9 protein-coding genes are annotated in these 17730 nt (G+C 35.5%); 1 reads left to right on the forward strand and 8 read right to left on the reverse strand.

The features are described from left to right. Positions 1 to 50: 50 nt before the first annotated feature. Positions 51 to 2264 carry a bifunctional alpha,alpha-trehalose-phosphate synthase (UDP-forming)/trehalose-phosphatase gene (locus tag AACZ49_RS14125; RefSeq protein WP_339656146.1) on the reverse strand — a complete coding sequence of 738 codons (2214 nt, stop codon included), beginning with the start codon at positions 2262 to 2264 and terminating at the stop codon, positions 51 to 53. A gap of 102 nt (positions 2265 to 2366) precedes the next feature. Here AACZ49_RS14125 and AACZ49_RS14130 point away from each other — a divergent pair, with 102 nt between their 5' ends. After that, positions 2367 to 4169 (forward strand): glycoside hydrolase family 15 protein, encoded by a 1803-nt coding sequence (locus AACZ49_RS14130; protein WP_339656148.1) that lies wholly within the window; start codon positions 2367 to 2369, stop codon positions 4167 to 4169. Here the strand turns inward: AACZ49_RS14130 and AACZ49_RS14135 are convergent. The 7 genes from AACZ49_RS14135 to purL form a co-directional block, all read right to left on the reverse strand. After that, complete coding sequence (locus AACZ49_RS14135) at positions 4166 to 5593, reverse strand: aminotransferase class V-fold PLP-dependent enzyme (protein WP_339656151.1); 1428 nt, start codon at positions 5591 to 5593, stop codon at positions 4166 to 4168. The genes AACZ49_RS14130 and AACZ49_RS14135 overlap by 4 nt on opposite strands. Positions 5594 to 5693: 100 nt before the next feature. Beyond that, complete coding sequence (locus AACZ49_RS14140) at positions 5694 to 7505, reverse strand: acyl-CoA dehydrogenase family protein (RefSeq protein WP_339656154.1); 1812 nt, start codon at positions 7503 to 7505, stop codon at positions 5694 to 5696. Positions 7506 to 7577: 72 nt separating this feature from the next. Beyond that, the gene (locus AACZ49_RS14145) at positions 7578 to 8768 is read right to left on the reverse strand and encodes an acetyl-CoA C-acyltransferase (protein ID WP_339656156.1); all 1191 of its coding nucleotides are present in this window, start codon (positions 8766 to 8768) and stop codon (positions 7578 to 7580) included. Between the two features lie 6 nt (positions 8769 to 8774). Further along, positions 8775 to 11180, reverse strand: a complete 2406-nt coding sequence (locus AACZ49_RS14150; protein ID WP_339656158.1) for a 3-hydroxyacyl-CoA dehydrogenase NAD-binding domain-containing protein — start codon at positions 11178 to 11180, stop codon at positions 8775 to 8777. Between the two features lie 15 nt (positions 11181 to 11195). Next, positions 11196 to 11648 carry a MarR family transcriptional regulator gene (locus AACZ49_RS14155; RefSeq protein WP_339656161.1) on the reverse strand — a complete coding sequence of 151 codons (453 nt, stop codon included), beginning with the start codon at positions 11646 to 11648 and terminating at the stop codon, positions 11196 to 11198. Positions 11649 to 12033: 385 nt separating this feature from the next. Further along, positions 12034 to 13803, reverse strand: coding sequence for a long-chain fatty acid--CoA ligase (locus tag AACZ49_RS14160; RefSeq protein WP_339656164.1), 1770 nt, complete (start codon positions 13801 to 13803; stop codon positions 12034 to 12036). A 105-nt stretch (positions 13804 to 13908) separates the two neighbouring features. Then, entirely contained in the window at positions 13909 to 17625 is a 3717-nt protein-coding gene (gene purL / locus AACZ49_RS14165; RefSeq protein WP_339656167.1) for a phosphoribosylformylglycinamidine synthase, read from the reverse strand. Between the last annotated feature and the right edge of the window lie 105 nt (positions 17626 to 17730).

The raw sequence follows: 17730 nt of genomic DNA on the forward strand, positions 1-17730 counted from the left end.
TGAACGTCGTTGGTTATATTGATATGAAAATTAGACTTAAATTATAAATGCTAATTAAAATCAGAAAAACGTTTCAAAATATCACGAACATTTTTAGTGTTATCCACAAAATATTTAGCCTGTGTTTTTTGTCGTCCTACTTTCACGGTTACTGAATCTTTGGGTAATTCTTGGAACATAAATTCGTCGGTCCAGTCATCACCAATAGCAAATACAAAATCATAATCATGTTCTGTATAAACACGCATAGATGCACGACCTTTATTGACATTACTACTCTTTATTTCCATGACTTTATTTCCATTTAGAACACTAAGATCATCATTTGCTATAAGGCTTGTAAGTACAGTATTCAGTTCTACAGACCTCTTTTGACCAAAATCTGGATCGGTGTTTCTATAGTGCCAGGCCAAAGAGTAATTTTTTTCTTCAATAAAACTACCAGGAGTACGATCAACAAAAGATTCTAGAACAGGCAATATTTTTTCCATCCAATCTTTCTTCACCTTTTCGAGCATTCTAAATTCTTCCCCTCCTTGAGAGATCCATACCCCATGCTCTACAATCATATTGTATTTTTTAGGAAGAAACCATTTTGTAAATGTTTCTTTATCTCTACCGCTAATCAAATACATGTCGGTGTTTTCTTGTGAAGATATTTGATCTAACAATTTGTATAATGTTTCATCTGGCGATGCTTTTTGCGGGTCAATATGAAAACCGGCAAGCGTACCATCATAATCTAAGAATATCAATCTTCTTTTAGCTTTCTTATAATCTTTCATAACAACATTCATAATATCGACCGATAAACGACTAGATATTGAGGAAAGATCTTTATGTTTTTGATTGACCAAAGAATTCATGAAATCATTGGCCCATTTTTCAACGTTATAGCGTTCTAATCTTTTTTGTAATAAGGTATTTCTAGCAATCTGTTCTTCCTTCGGCATATTGATCGCTTCATTTAAAGAATCTGCAATTTGTTCAAAATTGTTAGGGTTGATCAATAATGATTCATTCATTTCATTGGCAGATCCCGCCATTTCACTCAATATCAATACACCCGTTTTATCAGTTCTAGTTGCAATGTATTCTTTCGCTACTAAATTCATTCCATCTCTTATAGGGGTCAACCAAGCAATATCAGATGATGTGTAAAGGTCTATAAGATTCTCAAAGGGCATGGATCTATAGAAATACCAAATTGGTGTCCAGCTTACTGTTGATAGTTCACCATTAATGCGGCCTACTAATTCATCAATCTCTCTTTTTAATAATCTATATTGTGGTACGTTCGATCTAGAAGGTACGGCAAGAATAATTAAACGAACCTTCTCCTTATAGTGCGGGTATTTATTAAGGAAGTACTCAAAGGCTTTTAGTCGTTTTGCAATTCCTTTTGTATAATCTAATCGGTCTATAGATAAAAAGAATTTTGCATCGGGTGCAGATTTCTTATGCGTATCCAATCGTTTTTGTAATTCAGATTTTTGTGCTTCACTACGTTGTGAATGCTCCTTTGCTGCATCACTGAATTTTTTATAATCAATCCCCATTGGGAAGGAATCAACCTTAATAACCCTATCGTCTAAATAGATGTCATTGAAGCTCACCTCAAGACCTAATAACCTTCGAACGGAACTAAGAAAATGGCGTTCATAATCATAGGTATGAAAACCGATTAAATCTGAACCTAGCAGTCCTAAAAGAACTTCTTTACGCCAAGGTAATGTTCTGAATATCTCATAGGATGGAAAAGGAATGTGTAAAAAGAAACCTATTGAAATATCGGGTCGTTGGGCACGCACCATTTGTGGCACTAGCATTAGTTGGTAGTCATGTATCCAAATAGTATCCTCATTATCTGCCTTTTCTAATATAGCGTCGGCAAATTTTTGATTTACCGCTTTGTAGATTTCCCAACTTTTTAATTCAAATTCAGAATATTCTAGAAAGTAATGAAATAATGGCCATACCGTTCTATTGCTAAATCCGTAATAGAAGCCATCTACTTCTTTTTCTGTAAGATTTACTTTAGTAGATCCGTGTTCTGCTAATGCAGCATCTATTTTAGGAGCTAATTCTTCTGGTATTTCCTCGTCCGTTAATCCACTCCAACCGATCCATAGGCTATCACCGCCAGAATGAACAGATTTCATTCCGGTAGCCAAACCTCCAACACTTGGCACTGCAGTGATGCCACCATTGCTAATTTGCAATTGTACGGGTAGTCTATTTGAGATTATGATAGTTTTGGACATAAATAGCGGGTTTTGCTTTGATTTAATTTTTATTTCTCTCAATTTCGGGAAAAAGGAGACCAATAGCAATTGAAACCTCATATGAATTAAGATTTTTATTGAATGGATAATTTAGACTACGGAATAATAGGAAATTGTAGAAGTGCAGCGTTAATTTCAAAAACAGGAAGTATTGATTGGTGTTGTTTACCAGAATTTGATAGTCCGTCTGTCTTTGCAAAATTATTAGATGAAGAAATAGGAGGTAGTTTTGAAATAAATGTAGATGATACCTATAGCATATCTCAAAAATATGAGCCTTTTACCAATATTTTAATTACCTCTTTTAAATCGGGGGATAATCATTTTGAAATCCATGATTTTATGCCACGGTATAGAAAGGAAGGCAATGCCTATCATGCACCGCCAGAATTAATAAGATATTTTAAGCATATATCCGGAGCGCCTAAATTTTCGGTCTTATATGATCCAAAGCTTGAATACGCAATAGGGAAAACGGAATCTTTTATAAAAAAGGATTTTATAGCAAGTCTTACACATGACGTGAAGTTTGATACTATTTTTCTTTATTCATCTTTTGATAAAGAAACTATTGTAAATAATGGTAATATTGAACTAACCGAAGATGGCTATATTTTAGTAGGTTATAATGAGAAGTTATTACTGCCTACCATTGATAGAGTTTATCTTGATTTACAGAATACGAAAGTATATTGGTTAAACTGGTCAAATTTAACACCGACCTATAAAAAGTTTAATGAAGAAATATCACGAAGTGCCCTTACCTTAAAACTCTTAAGTTATGACAAGACAGGTGCTGTATTGGCTGCAGCGACTACTTCATTGCCAGAAACAATAGGCGAAGTACGTAATTGGGATTATCGTTTCTGTTGGATTCGTGATGCCTCTATGGTTATCAAAGTAGTTTCTGAATTGGGTCATAAGAATGTCGCAAGACGATATTTACAGTTTATTATAGATTTAATACCCGATAAGGCTGAGAAACTGCAAATCATGTATGGTATTAATAAGGAGAAAAAGCTAACAGAAGAAACGTTAGAACACTTGGCAGGTTATAAAGGTTCGAAACCTGTACGTGTTGGTAATGCTGCCTATCACCAAAAGCAGAATGATATCTATGGAATATTGATGGATGTGATTTATGAACAAATGGTAAAATTTAGTGTCGATATTGATAATGGCGAAGACCTATGGGCGATAACAAAAGGAATTGTCTGGATTGTAAGTAACAATTGGAAAGATGCGGATAAGGGAATATGGGAATTCCGTACAGAAGATAGACATTTTACCTTTTCTAAAGTATTATGTTGGACTGCCTTGGATAGAGCGATCAAAGTCGCGGAAATGCTTGATAAAAAGCATAAAATTGACAAATGGATACCTATACGGGAAGAGATATGGCAAGATATTTATGATAATGCCTGGAATGAGGAAGTAGGTGCCTACACCCAATCGTATGGTTCAAAAGAATTAGATGCTTCTGTTTTGTTAATGGAATCTTATGGTTGTGTAGAAGCCAAAGATGTACGATACATTAGTACTGTACATGCCATTGGTAAAGAGTTGAATAATGACGGATTGTTATATCGTTACAAGAACGAAGATGACTTTGGCTTGCCTTCATCATCTTTTACGGTATGTACATTTTGGTATATTAATAGCTTGTTTAAAATTGGTGAACATGCAAAAGCATTGGAATATTTTGAACGACTATTAGGGTATAGTAATCATTTAGGTCTATTTAGCGAGGATATTGATTTTAAGACTAAAAGATTATTAGGAAACTTTCCTCAGGCCTATTCGCATTTAGCATTAATTGAATGTGCAATCAACTTTTCTAAAAAAGAAAGTGAAAATCAAATGTTAGAAAATTTACGAGATTAAATTTTTCTGACAAGTTGTTTGATATTCTCAATAAGTGATTTAAAATGTTGACCGGTCGTAAAGGGATTCATGACCGTTATACGCATGTAATGAATACCTTTTAATTTGGTTTGTACAATATAAAATTCGCCATCCTCTAAAAGCGCTTGGCGAATTTTTATATTTAATTCATTAAGATTTTCAGTATTTAAACCGGGTTCGCAATATCTAAAACAAACAATATTGGACATGGGTTGCAGCGCCAATTCAAAATTTGGTTCCTCTTCTATAAGCTTTGCGAAGTTCGCGCCCATGTCATATAGTTGGGTCACATTTGCATCAAAAATTTCTTCACCATATAGTTTTAACAAAGTAAACCAATGAATGCTCATCATTTTTTTAGTGCATTCAAATGTTCGCTTGCCAGAGTTATACCAATCTTCGTGTTCAGAATCTGAAAGAAGATAATCGGCCTTTTGGCTGAATGTAGCTTTAGCATTAACTTCATTCTTAAACAGTAATGCTGTGGTTAGTGCAGGCATCATCATCATCTTATGTCCGTCAATAACCACTGAATCTGCTCTTTCAATACCGTTTAAGGTATGCCTATACTTTTTTGAAAAAATTCCAGCTCCACCATGGGCGCCATCCACATGAAACCAAATTTTTTGTTTTTCCGCAAAGGTGCCAATAACTTCTAAATCGTCGAAAATTCCTGTTGCTGTTGAAGGGGCGCTACCGACAATGGCAAATATCTCAATCCCATTGGTTTTGGCCTCATTGAATTTTGATTCTAATACATCAGTATCCATGCTAAAGCCATCGGTAACAGGAATTTTAATAATACCTTGTTCTCCTAACCCCATTATTCTAGCTGCACGATCTACACAGTAATGCGCTTCTTCACTAACCATTATTCCTAATTGATTTTGTGTTCCTTTGTTCCAAATATCAACTTTGGTAATGGCCTTTCGTGCGCTTAATAATGCGGTCAAATTAGCTAAAGTTCCACCTGAGGTTAAGAACCCACTAGAATTGGCATCATAGCCAATTTTATTACAAATGAAATCCATGACAATACGCTCAATAGCGTTTGATGCCATACCCATTTCATATACAGCTGTACCGTTATTTAATAATGAACTAATTAAAGAAGTAAGTGCCGTAATAGGAGCAGGTGGACTTACTTGGTGGCCTAAGTAATTAGGATGATGAATATAGGTAGAGCGTTTCGTTATTTCTTGAAACAAATCTTTTTCATTACCATGAATTAAGAAATTTTTCCAAAATTTTAATTCTTGCTCTGGTTCTTTCCAGTTTATGGCATTTCTTGATTTAGCATTTAACTTATCCTTTAAATGAGAAGTTAATTGTTCTATTAATAAATGCCCGTTTTTATTAAAATCGGTGATGTTATAAACCTGTTCAAGTAATTCTTTATGCATAGCATAAAATTAGGTTCTATGGTAATGTTTACCAAATAAAAAACCGCCCTTATTAGGGCGGTTTATATTCAATTTACCAAACAACAAAAGGTAATCTGAATTAGTCAAAGGTGTACCCATTATCAGCAGCTACTTTGTCGGCAATTTGCGTGCGTAAAGATACTACATTAGGGTTATTTGTATATTTTGTAAAGCGTTTTAAGCCCATTAACATCATACGTTGTTCATCGCCTTCGGCAAAAGAAACAATCGCTTCTTTTCCTTTCTGAATTATAGTTTCGGTAGCATTGTATAAGTATAATTTTGCCATAGCAATTTGTGTAGCTTGTTCAGCCTCACCAAAGCGTTTGGCATTTTTTTCTGTTCTCAAAATTGTTGATTCTGCCATATATACTTCAATCAAAATGTCGGAAGCAGCTAACATTAATTGTTGGTGGTTTTCTAACTCTGGGCCATATTTTTGAACCGCAGAACCAGCAACCATTAAGAAAACCTTTTTAAGTCTTTTTATAATATCTTTCTCTTCAGCAAATAATTCTGAAAAATCAGGCGTATCAAAAGATGGTATTCCCATTAGTTCTTCACCCACTGCAGTTGCTGGTCCAAGTAGGTCTACATGACCTTTCATAGCCTTTTTAACAAGCATACCTACGGCCAACATTCTGTTGATTTCATTAGTACCTTCATAGATACGAGCGATACGAGCGTCTCTCCATGCAGATTCCATTGGGGTGTCTGCACTAAAGCCCATACCACCAAAAATTTGAACACCTTCATCGGTACAATTTTGTACATCTTCTGAAACCGCAACTTTTAGTATAGAACATTCAATAGCATATTCCTCTACACCTTTTAATTCTGCTTCTTGATGCGTATTACCGGCAGCTTCACGCATTTTAATTCTGTCCTCAATATTTTTAGCAGCACGATATGAAGCAGATTCATCAGCATAACAATTCGTAGCCATTGTTGCTATTTTGGATTTAATAGCCCCAAAATTCATAATAGGCGTTTTAAACTGAATACGCTCATTTGCATATTTGGTAGCTTCACCAATCACTCGACGTTGAGCATCTAAGCAAGCCGCTGCAAGTTTAATTCTACCAACGTTTAAGGCATTCATTGCTATTTTAAATCCGTTACCTCGTTCCGATAACATATTTTCTACTGGAACCTTTGTATCATTAAAGAATACCTGTCGAGTAGAAGAGGAGTGGATTCCTAATTTTTTCTCTTCATCACCCATAGAGATTCCGTTAGCTGGGTCATTTTCTAAGATGAAACCTGTAATATTTTTATCATCTTCAATTCGAGCAAAAACGATAAACATATTACAGAAACCTGCATTTGAAATCCACATTTTTTGACCCGTAATGCTATACGATTTGCCATCTGCAGAAAGAACAGCTTTAGTTTTTCCTGAGTTAGCATCAGAACCGGCACCAGGTTCAGTAAGACAGTAAGCTCCAAACCATTCTCCAGAGGCCAATTTAGGAACATACTTTTGCTTTTGCTCTTCTGTTCCATAAAGGGTTATAGGCATAGTACCTATACCTGTATGAGCTCCAAAGGCAGTACTAAATGAACCTGTAGCACCAGAGATATAATCACAAACCAACATAGTAGAAACGAATCCCATTCCCATACCACCGTAAGATTCTGGAACGGCAACGCTTAGCAACCCTAATTCACCAGCCTTACGCATGCATTCTTCTGTATAGGCATAATCTTTTTTCTCAAAACGTTCCCAATGTGCCCACAATTCTCGATCAACGAATTCTTTTGTGCTATCTCGCATCATTCGTTGCTCTTCATTTAAATCTTCTAATGTGAAAACATCTTCGCAATTGGTTTCTTTAACAAGGAATTGTCCTCCTCTAAGAATATCTTTATTAATTGTTTCTGTACTCATGTTGTAAATTGTGTTAATATTTGTAGTTGGTGTTAGGCATTCTAATACAACCTAATGCCAGCTAAAATGTTGTTATTTCAAAAACTCAAATATTCCGGCTGCACCTTGACCGGTACCTACGCACATAGTAACCATGCCGTATTTACCTTTCATATTGCGCTTTCTCATCTCATCAAATAATTGAACGGAAAGCTTAGCTCCAGTACAACCTAAAGGATGACCTAGGGCAATTGCCCCGCCATTTACATTAACGATGTCTTGATTTAAATTTAGTTCTCGCATTACTGCTAATGATTGAGAAGCGAAAGCTTCATTCAATTCAATAAGCTCAATATCTTCTTGTTTCAATCCAGCTTGCTTCAATGCTTTTGGAATTGCTTTTACCGGACCAATTCCCATAATGCGCGGCTCAACGCCAGCGGCGGCATAATTTACTAAACGAGCAATTGGCTCTATATTTAATTCTTTTACCATTTCTTCACTCATGATAAGAACAAAAGCAGCACCATCGCTCATTTGAGATGAGTTACCAGCAGTAACACTACCACCCGCAGCAAATACAGCTCTCAAGCCAGCTAATGCCTCTATACTGGTTCCTTTTCTAGGACCTTCATCTTTATTGACAGTGTAGCTTCTATTAGCCTTTTTGCCATTTTCATCAACATACGTTTGATCTACCTTAATAGGAACTATTTGATCTTGGAAACGGTCTTCTGCTTGAGCACGAAGTGCTTTCATATGAGAATTATAAGCAAACTCATCTTGATCTTCTCGAGAAACTTTAAACTCGTTCGCTACTGCTTCCGCCGTGTTTCCCATGCCCCAATAATAATCTTCATGACCAGATTTTACCAAATCGTAGTTTAATTCGGGTTTGTTACCGGTCATAGGAACAGAACTCATACTTTCGGCACCACCTGCAATAATACAATCTGCCATTCCTGATTGAATTTTTGCGGTTGCAATACCAATGGTTTCTATTCCTGAAGAACAAAAACGATTTACGGTAACACCAGGTACATCTACGATATCCAATCCCATAAGAGAGATTAAACGAGCCATATTCAATCCTTGAGAGCCTTCAGGCATTGCATTACCAACGATAACGTCATCGATACGTTTTTTATCTAATTGTGGCAATTCACCCATCATATGCTGAATGGTTTCTGCCGCAAGTTCATCAGCTCTTTTAAAACGGAAAACTCCTTTAGGTGCTTTGCCTACTGCTGTTCTATATGCTTTTACTATATATGCTGTTTTCATCTTTTACTAATTTCTTAAAGGTTTACCTGTTTTTAACATGTGCTGAATTCTTTCTAACGTTTTGCGTTCAGTGCAAAGAGATAAGAAAGCTTCACGTTCAAGATCCAATAAATATTGTTCGGTAACTAAGGTTGGTTCAGATAAATCGCCACCAGCCATAACATATGCTAGCTTATTAGCAATTTTCTTGTCATGCTCACTAATATACTTACTGTCTTCCATAGAATCAGTGCCAACCAAGAACATACCCAGAGCTTGTTTACCAAGAACTTTAATATCTTTTCTTTTTACAGGTTGTGTGTAACCTGCTTCAGCCATTAATTTAGCATGAGCCTTTGCGGTCGCAATTTGACGATCTTTATTCACTACAACAATATCTTTACCATGTTGTAAAATACCTAAGTCATAAGCTTCATAGGCAGAAGTAGATACTTTAGCCATACCAATGGTCAAGAAATACTCTTGAAGTACGTTTAGTTCCACATCATTCTTATGAAATAAATCCTGAGCTCTTAAAGCAAATTCTTTAGAACCACCGCCACCAGGTATTACTCCAACTCCGAATTCAACCAAACCTATATAGGTTTCTGCAGCAGCAACAACTTTATCAGCATGCAATGATAATTCGCAACCACCACCTAAAGTCATACCATGTGGGGCAGATACAGTAGGTATAGCAGAATATCGCATGCGCATCATTGTATCTTGAAACATTTTAATGGCCATGTTCAATTCATCATACTCTTGCTCAACGGCCATCATGAATATCATGCCGATATTAGCACCTACTGAAAAATTAGGGGCCTGATTTCCAACGACTAAACCTTGGAAATCTTTTTCGGCAATGTCAATGGCTTTGTTAAGTCCTGCTAGAACATCACCACCGATGGTATTCATTTTAGATTGAAATTCTACATTTAAAATACCATCACCTAAATCTTCAACAACAACACCACTATTCTTAAATACCTCTTTAGATTTTCTAATATTATCTAGGATGATAAAGGAATCTTGACCAGGTATTTTCTCAACTGATTTATTAGGAATATCATAATAATAGGTGGCACCTTCTTTTACCGAATAAAAAGATTTGTTTCCAGCAGCAATCATTTCATTAACCCAAGAAGCAGGAGTTTCTCCTTCCGCTTTCATAATTTCTAACCCTTTTTCAAGACCGATAGCATCCCAAATTTGAAATGGTCCATGTTCCCAGCCAAAGCCAGCTTTCATCGCATCATCAATTTTGTAAAGTTCATCAGTTATTTCAGGAATTCTATGGGAAACGTAAGCGAATAATGCAGCAAAATTTTTTCTGTAGAATTCACCAGCTTTATCTTTTCCGGCAACTAAAACCTTAAAACGATCCGCTACCTTATCAATAGTTTTTGTGAGTTCTAAAGTTGCAAAACTTGCTCTTTTGTTAGAACGATAATCCATCGTATCTAAATCTAAAGTCAAAATCTCTGTTTTACCTTTAGCATCTTTGGATTTTTTGTAGAAACCTTGTCCTGTTTTACTGCCCAACCATTTATTTTCCATCATGGTATTGATGAAACCAGGTAGCTTAAACAACTCTAATTTTTCGTCATCTTTACAATTGTCGGCAATACCATTTGCAACATGAACCAGTGTATCTAAACCAACAACATCTACCGTTCTAAACGTTGCAGATTTTGGTCTTCCAATTACTGGACCGGTCAATTTATCGACCTCTTCAACGGTCATACCCATATCTTTTACCATATGGAAAAGACTTTGGATACTGAAAATACCGATTCTGTTACCTATAAATGCAGGAGTATCTTTAGCTACTACGGAAGTCTTACCTAAAAATTGTTCTCCATAACCATCTAAAAATTCTAATACTTTTGTTGAAGTTTTAGGACCAGGAATTATTTCGAAAAGTTTTAAATAACGGGCAGGGTTAAAAAAGTGAGTTCCACAAAAATGCTTCTGGAAATCTTCACTACGACCTTCACTCATAAAATGTATAGGAATACCTGATGTGTTAGAAGTAATAAGTGTCCCGGGTGTTCTATATTTTTCAAGGTTCTCAAAGACAATTTTTTTAATATCTAGTCTTTCAACAACTACCTCAATAATCCAATCAACTTTAGATACTTTAGAAATGTCATCCTCTAGGTTACCAGTAGTAATTCTATCTGCAAATTTTTGGTGGTAAATAGGGGATGGTTTAGATTTTAATGCTGCCGCTAATGAATCGTTTACCATTCTATTACGAACAACCTTATCTTGTAAGGATAAACCTTTAGCCTTTTCCTTATCATTTAGTTCACGCGGAACAATGTCTAACAATAAAACCTCTACGCCAATATTAGCAAAATGACAGGCTATACCGCTTCCCATTATTCCTGAACCAATTACCGCTACTTTTTTAATGTGCTTGTTCATGTACTTTAAACTGTATTAATGATTTGATATATCTTTTGAAAATAATTTTTTGTCTGAAATCAGTTTATTAATGATATCGATAACTTCGAAAAAGCTTGATAGTTTTTCCTCTGAGACTTCTTGTTTAACGGCTTCATTAAATCTAAGAACAGTACTTTTTGAATCGTTTCTTTTTTCTAATCCGAATTCTGTTAAATATATAAGAACACCTCTACCGTCATTTGGATTAGGTTTTCTTAAAATGAGACCTTTCTCCTCCATGCTTTTCAATATCCTAGATAGGCTAGTGGCTTCCATTCCCATTTTAGGCCCCAAAGAAGTGGAAGGGGTACCTGATTTTGGATCTATACTCAATAAAGTAAAACCTACAGCCATAGTAGAATCGAAATTCTTTGCTTCTTCATTATACATTCTTGCCACCGCTTGCCAGGTAGCACGTAACGCATAATCAATAGTTGCTTCTTTCATATTTTGGTAGTTGGTGACCAAATATAAGTAAATTTATTATGCATGCATAGTAAATTTATAAAATATTAAGAATATTAAACTACTATTAATGGATTATTGTGAATTTCGAATATTTAATAATGATTTTTAATTTCCTTTTCAATAAAAGGACTCAATATTGGTGATAGAATTACCATTGGTCCGAGAATAGGTGCCACATAAATAAAAATGCTATCTTGTTTAATTTCAGCATTTTAAATTCCCATCCCTAATAAAAAACACAGTACAGCTAAGCTCACAATACTAAAAACAATTAGTGCTTTTTTAAACTTTTTTAGTTGACCAATTGTATGTTTTTCTATTGATATTATGAAAATCTATGCTGTAGTTGATTTAAATGGCATTGTTAATGCCCATATATATCATTGTAAAGATCTAAGTATTTTTCCTTTATAATTTTTCTTCTCAATTTCATGGTAGGCGTAAGGTGCCCATCTTCAATACTCCAAACATCAGGTGTAAGTCTGAATTGTTTTATTTTTTCCCATTTCGCAAAACTTTCGTTAGCAATGGTGACCTCTTCATCAATTCGAGCTAAAACTTTTTCATTATTGACAATATCTGAATTTTCACTTAAAGCGATATTATGTCTTTTCGCCCATTCATGTATGTGGTTAAAATTCGGTTGAATAAGTGCAGCAGGCATTTTTTCACCTTCACCCACGACCATAATCTGCTCTATAAATCGAGATTGTTTACATCTATTTTCTAACAACTGTGGTGCAACATATTTACCGCCAGATGTTTTGAACATTTCTTTTTTACGATCTGTAATTTTAAGAAATCCTTCATGATCAATTTCACCTATATCACCAGTATGGAAGTATCCATCTTTTATAACCTCGGCGGTTTTCTCGGTATCCTTATAATAGCCCAACATAACATTTGGACCTTTACAAAGAATTTCTCCATCCTTGGCTATTTTAACTTCAACGTTGGTTATAACTTTACCTACGCTACCAATTTCCCATCCATGGTTACGAACATCGTTTACGGAAATAACCGGTGATGTTTCCGTTAGACCATAGCCTTCCATTACAGGAATACCTGCTGCTCCGAAAATTCTACTTAAGCGAGGTTGTAAAGCAGCACTACCAGAAACCATCATACCCAGATTACCACCTAAGCCTTCTTGCCACTTACTAAAAATTAATTTGCGTGCAATAGATAATTTAAACTCGTACCACCACCCATTGGCACCATAAGGTTCATATTTGAGACCAACTTTTACCGCCCAAAAGAATAATCCTTTCTTAATTCCTGTTAGGTTTGAACCTTTAGCGATAATGGCTTCATATACTTTTTCTAACAACCTGGGTACAACGGTCATCAAATTAGGCTTTACCTCCTTTAAGTTGTCACTTATTTTATCTAAGCCTTCTGCAAAATAGATTTCTATACCACAATATTGATATAGATAAAGAATCATTCGTTCAAATATATGGCATACAGGTAAAAAGCTTAAAGCACTATCATTGGCTTTAGAGGGTACGCGTTCTTTACTTGCAACAACGTTTGAAACTAAATTATCGTGAGACATCATAACTCCTTTCGGCTTGCCTGTAGTCCCTGAAGTATAAATAAGGGTTGCAAGATCTGATGGTTTGACATTTGCTTTTAACTCATCGACTTTTTCTTGATTACTTATATCGGCACCAAGTTCTAAGACTTCTTGCCAATTTAGACAATTCTCAATTTCGTTAAAAGAGTATACCGCCTTTAAAGATTTTACATTTTCCTTTATAATGTTCACTTTATTAAGTACTTCGGTGCAAGAAACAAAGCAATATTGCGCTTCGGAATGATTTAATACATATTCATATTCCTCTTCTGAAATAGTTGGGTAGATGGGAACATTTTGAGCTCCAATTTGCAGTATGCCAATATCTAATATATTCCATTCTGTTCTATTCGTTAAAGAGATAACCGCAATTTTATCATTAGGTTTAATACCTAAACGAAGTAATCCTCTACTTATGGCATTGGCCTTATCTATATATTCTTGTGTTGAAGTGGAAATCCATTTACCATCTTTCTTTGTTACAAGAGCCTTCTCAAGATTATGGTGCTCAAGTTGGTAATAAGGAATATCGAATAGACGAGTTATCTTTTGCATGTACAGTTTATTAATGATTGCAAAATAAGCAAAGGGAACGGTATTTTAAAATGGTATTTTCATTTTAAAACTGAAAATTTTAAAGATTCAATAGATACTTTAAAATCAACCATTTTTTTCTACCCACTCTTTTGCATTTTTAAATGCTTCTAGCCAAGGTGATACTTTGTCTGTTCTGTCAGAAGGGTAATGTGCCCAGTTCCATGGAAATATAGAACGTTCAATGTGTGGCATTGTAACCAAATGGCGACCAGTTTTATCACAAAGCATTGCGGTATTGAAGTCACTTCCATTCGGGTTCGCAGGATAACCTTCATATCCATATTTGGCTACGATATCATAATTCTCCTCTGATTGTGGTAAAGAGAATTTACCTTCTCCATGAGAAATCCATACGCCAAGTTTGCTGCCTTCTAAAGATGAGAGCATGACCGAATTATTTTTTTGTATTTCTACAGATGTAAAGTTACTCTCATGTTTATGAGAATCGTTGTAAGTCATTTTTCCATGAGACTCGTGTTCAGGATTAATTAAATCCAACTCCATAAACAATTGGCACCCATTACAAATACCAACAGATAAAGTATCTTGTCTAGCAAAAAAGTTTTTAATAACGGTATTTGCTTTTTCATTGTATTTAATGGCTCCTGCCCATCCTTTTGCACTTCCTAGTACATCTGAGTTAGAGAAACCCCCAACAGCGCCTAAAAATTGAATATCCTCTAAATTCTCACGACCAGAAATTAAATCGGTCATGTGCACATCCTTTACATCAAAACCTGCCAAGTACATAGCGTTTGCCATTTCTCGTTCAGAATTACTTCCTTTTTCACGAAGAATTGCTGCTTTTGGTCTTGTGCCATTAATACTTGATCGAATTGGAAGACTAATAGAATTCGAAGTCGGGAATAAATAGTTTAATGGCTGTACTTTATAATTTTCAAATCTATCTTTCGCTAAACCTTTTGCTGTTTGTTTATTATCAAGTAAGTAAGAGGTCTTAAACCAAGTATCGCGAAGGGTTTCAATATTAAGTCCCATTTCCATACCATTGTTTCTAACAGTAAGTGTAGCTTCATTTGTAACGGTTCCTATTTTTATGGCTTTGATATTTTTTTCTTTTAGAATAGCTTCAATAGTATCATTTTTTGCTTGGAAAACGATTCCGCTATTTTCAGAGAACAATACCTTAATAGTATCCGTTTCGCCTAAATCTGATAAATCTAAATTTGCACCCAACTGAGTATCTGCAAAACATAATTCTAATAGAGTTGTAATCAATCCGCCAGAAGCAACATCATGACCAGCAACGATTTTGTCTTCTTTTATTAAGTCTTGTATTGTATTGAAAACTGTTTTAAAATATTCTGAATCTTTAATAGTAGGTGTTTCATTCCCTATACTATTTCTAGTTTGTGCGAATGATGATCCACCTAGTTTGAAACTATCTTTGGATAAATTAATATAATAGATTGATCCGGCATTTTTTTGTAAAACCGGTTCAATTACTTTGGTAATGTCGTTACAGTTACCAGCTGCTGAAATAACTACTGTACCTGGAGAAATCACATCTCCATCGTTATATTTTTGTTTCATGGAAAGTGAATCCTTTCCGGTGGGTACATTAATACCCAATTCAATGGCAAAATCAGAAACTGCTTGTACCGCTTTGTATAAACGGGCATCTTCACCTTCATTTTTACAAGGCCACATCCAGTTAGCTGAAAGTGAAACTGATTTTAAACCTTCTTTCAAGGGTGCCCAAACAAGATTGGTAAGCGATTCGGCAATACTATTTTTACTTCCTGCAGCTGGATCTATTAAAGCAGAAATAGGGGAGTGCCCAATACTTGTAGCGATTCCTTCCTTTCCTTTGAAATCTAGGGCCATTACACCACAGTTGTTTAATGGTAATTGTAATGGTCCAACACATTGCTGTTTGGCAACCTTACCACCAACACAACGGTCGACTTTATTGGTAAGCCAATCTTTACAGGCTACTGCTTCAAGTTGAAGAACGGCATCTAAATAATCATGGAAAAATTCTAATGAATACTCCGCATTGGTATAGTTACGTTCAACGGTGTTATCCGTCATTACTGTTTTTGGAGAACTGCCGAACATATCGGATAGGGCTAAATCCATTGGTTTTGCACCATTGGTTTTAGATTCGAAGGTGAATCGGTCATCGCCCGTTACATCGCCAACTTCATACATAGGTGAGCGCTCACGTTCTGCAATACGTTTTAAAAGGTCAATATCTTTTTTGCCGATTACAAGCCCCATACGCTCTTGAGATTCGTTTCCGATAATTTCTTTTGCAGATAAGGTAGGGTCTCCAACAGGTAACTTATCCAAGTCAATTTTACCACCTGTTTCTTCAACTAGTTCTGATAAGCAGTTAAGGTGACCTCCTGCACCGTGATCATGAATAGAGACTATGGAATTTTTATCACTCTCTACCATACCACGAATCGCATTGGCTGCTCTTTTTTGCATTTCCGGGTTAGAGCGTTGTACGGCGTTCAATTCAATTGCAGAGCTAAATTCACCGGTATCGGCACTTGAAACTGCTGCACCACCCATGCCTATTCTGTAATTATCACCACCAAGAATAACAATTTTATCTCCGGTTTTTGGTTTGTCCTTTAAAGCCTGTTCTATTTTACCATAGCCTATACCACCAGCTTGCATAATTACCTTGTCATAACCAAGTCTACGGTTATTGTTTAATGTAGTTTTATTTTCTTCAGATGTTTCAAAAGGAGTGGATGCTTCATCGTATTCGAACGTAAGAACAGAACCTGTAATTAAAGGTTGTCCAAATTTATTTCCAAAATCAGATGCTCCGTTTGATGCTTTGATTAAGATATCCATTGGAGTTTGGTATAGCCAATCTCTTTCTTTCATTCCTTTTTCCCATGGCCGCTCTTCTTCCAATCTTGAATATGCAGTCATGTAAACCGCAGTTCCCGCTAAAGGTAAAGAACCTTTGCCGCCAGCTAATCGATCACGAATTTCTCCACCTGCACCGGTTGCAGCACCATTAAAAGGCTCTACGGTAGTCGGGAAATTATGGGTTTCCGCTTTAATGGAAATGACGGAGTCAAATTCCTTTTCTTGATAAAAATCGGGCTTATCTGCAGTTTCAGGTGCAAATTGAAAAACCGTAGGTCCTTTAACAAATGCAACGTTGTCTTTATACGCTGAAACTATATCGTTAGGGAATTCTTGTGATGTTTTCTTTATGAGCTTAAAAAGCGAAGTAGGCATCTCTTGTCCATCAATTACAAAAGTACCGTTGAATATTTTATGTCTACAATGTTCAGAGTTTACTTGGCTAAATCCGAATACTTCAGAGTCGGTTAATTCTCTACCTAGCTTTTTACTGAGGTTTTCTAAATATTCGACTTCTTCATCATTTAATGCTAACCCTTCTTGTTGATTAAATGTAGCTATATCGTCAATATTCAAAATTGGTTTAGGTTCAACCTTAATAGTGAATATTTCTTGATCAAGCGAAGTATATTTTTGTGAAATCATTGGGTCAAAACCAACGTGATTTTCTTTAACGACATTAAATTCTTCAATTCGAATAATACCATCAATACCCATGTTTTGAGTAATTTCAGTAGCATTCGTACTCCATGGTGTAATCATGGCAGCTCTAGGGCCAACAAAAAAGGCGTCTAAAGACGCCGCATTTATTTTAGGTTGGTTGCCGAACAACCATATAAGTTTACTTGTATCTTCTGATGAAAGCTCCTTCGCGGTCTGTACCGCAAAAACCTTTGTGCTAGGTTCCCCAAAAAAGTGAATCATTTAATGTATCTGGTATTGATTTTTAAAGTACAAAATTAAGGTTTTACCCGCTATTATTAACGGTAAATCGAAACACTTTTAAACAGGTATTGTTAATGAAATTAG

This window comes from uncultured Maribacter sp., from assembly GCF_963975365.1.
In the GTDB taxonomy this organism is placed as follows: domain Bacteria; phylum Bacteroidota; class Bacteroidia; order Flavobacteriales; family Flavobacteriaceae; genus Maribacter.

What these genes read in the sequence shown, in the direction of transcription:
- AACZ49_RS14125 (WP_339656146.1), bottom strand. Translation starts at nt 2,264, where the DNA reads ATGTCCAAAACTATCATAATCTCAAATAGACTACCCGTACAATTGCAA.
- AACZ49_RS14130 (WP_339656148.1), top strand. Translation starts at nt 2,367, where the DNA reads ATGGATAATTTAGACTACGGAATAATAGGAAATTGTAGAAGTGCAGCG.
- AACZ49_RS14135 (WP_339656151.1), bottom strand. Translation starts at nt 5,593, where the DNA reads ATGCATAAAGAATTACTTGAACAGGTTTATAACATCACCGATTTTAAT.
- AACZ49_RS14140 (WP_339656154.1), bottom strand. Translation starts at nt 7,505, where the DNA reads ATGAGTACAGAAACAATTAATAAAGATATTCTTAGAGGAGGACAATTC.
- AACZ49_RS14145 (WP_339656156.1), bottom strand. Translation starts at nt 8,768, where the DNA reads ATGAAAACAGCATATATAGTAAAAGCATATAGAACAGCAGTAGGCAAA.
- AACZ49_RS14150 (WP_339656158.1), bottom strand. Translation starts at nt 11,180, where the DNA reads ATGAACAAGCACATTAAAAAAGTAGCGGTAATTGGTTCAGGAATAATG.
- AACZ49_RS14155 (WP_339656161.1), bottom strand. Translation starts at nt 11,648, where the DNA reads ATGAAAGAAGCAACTATTGATTATGCGTTACGTGCTACCTGGCAAGCG.
- AACZ49_RS14160 (WP_339656164.1), bottom strand. Translation starts at nt 13,803, where the DNA reads ATGCAAAAGATAACTCGTCTATTCGATATTCCTTATTACCAACTTGAG.
- purL (WP_339656167.1), bottom strand. Translation starts at nt 17,625, where the DNA reads ATGATTCACTTTTTTGGGGAACCTAGCACAAAGGTTTTTGCGGTACAG.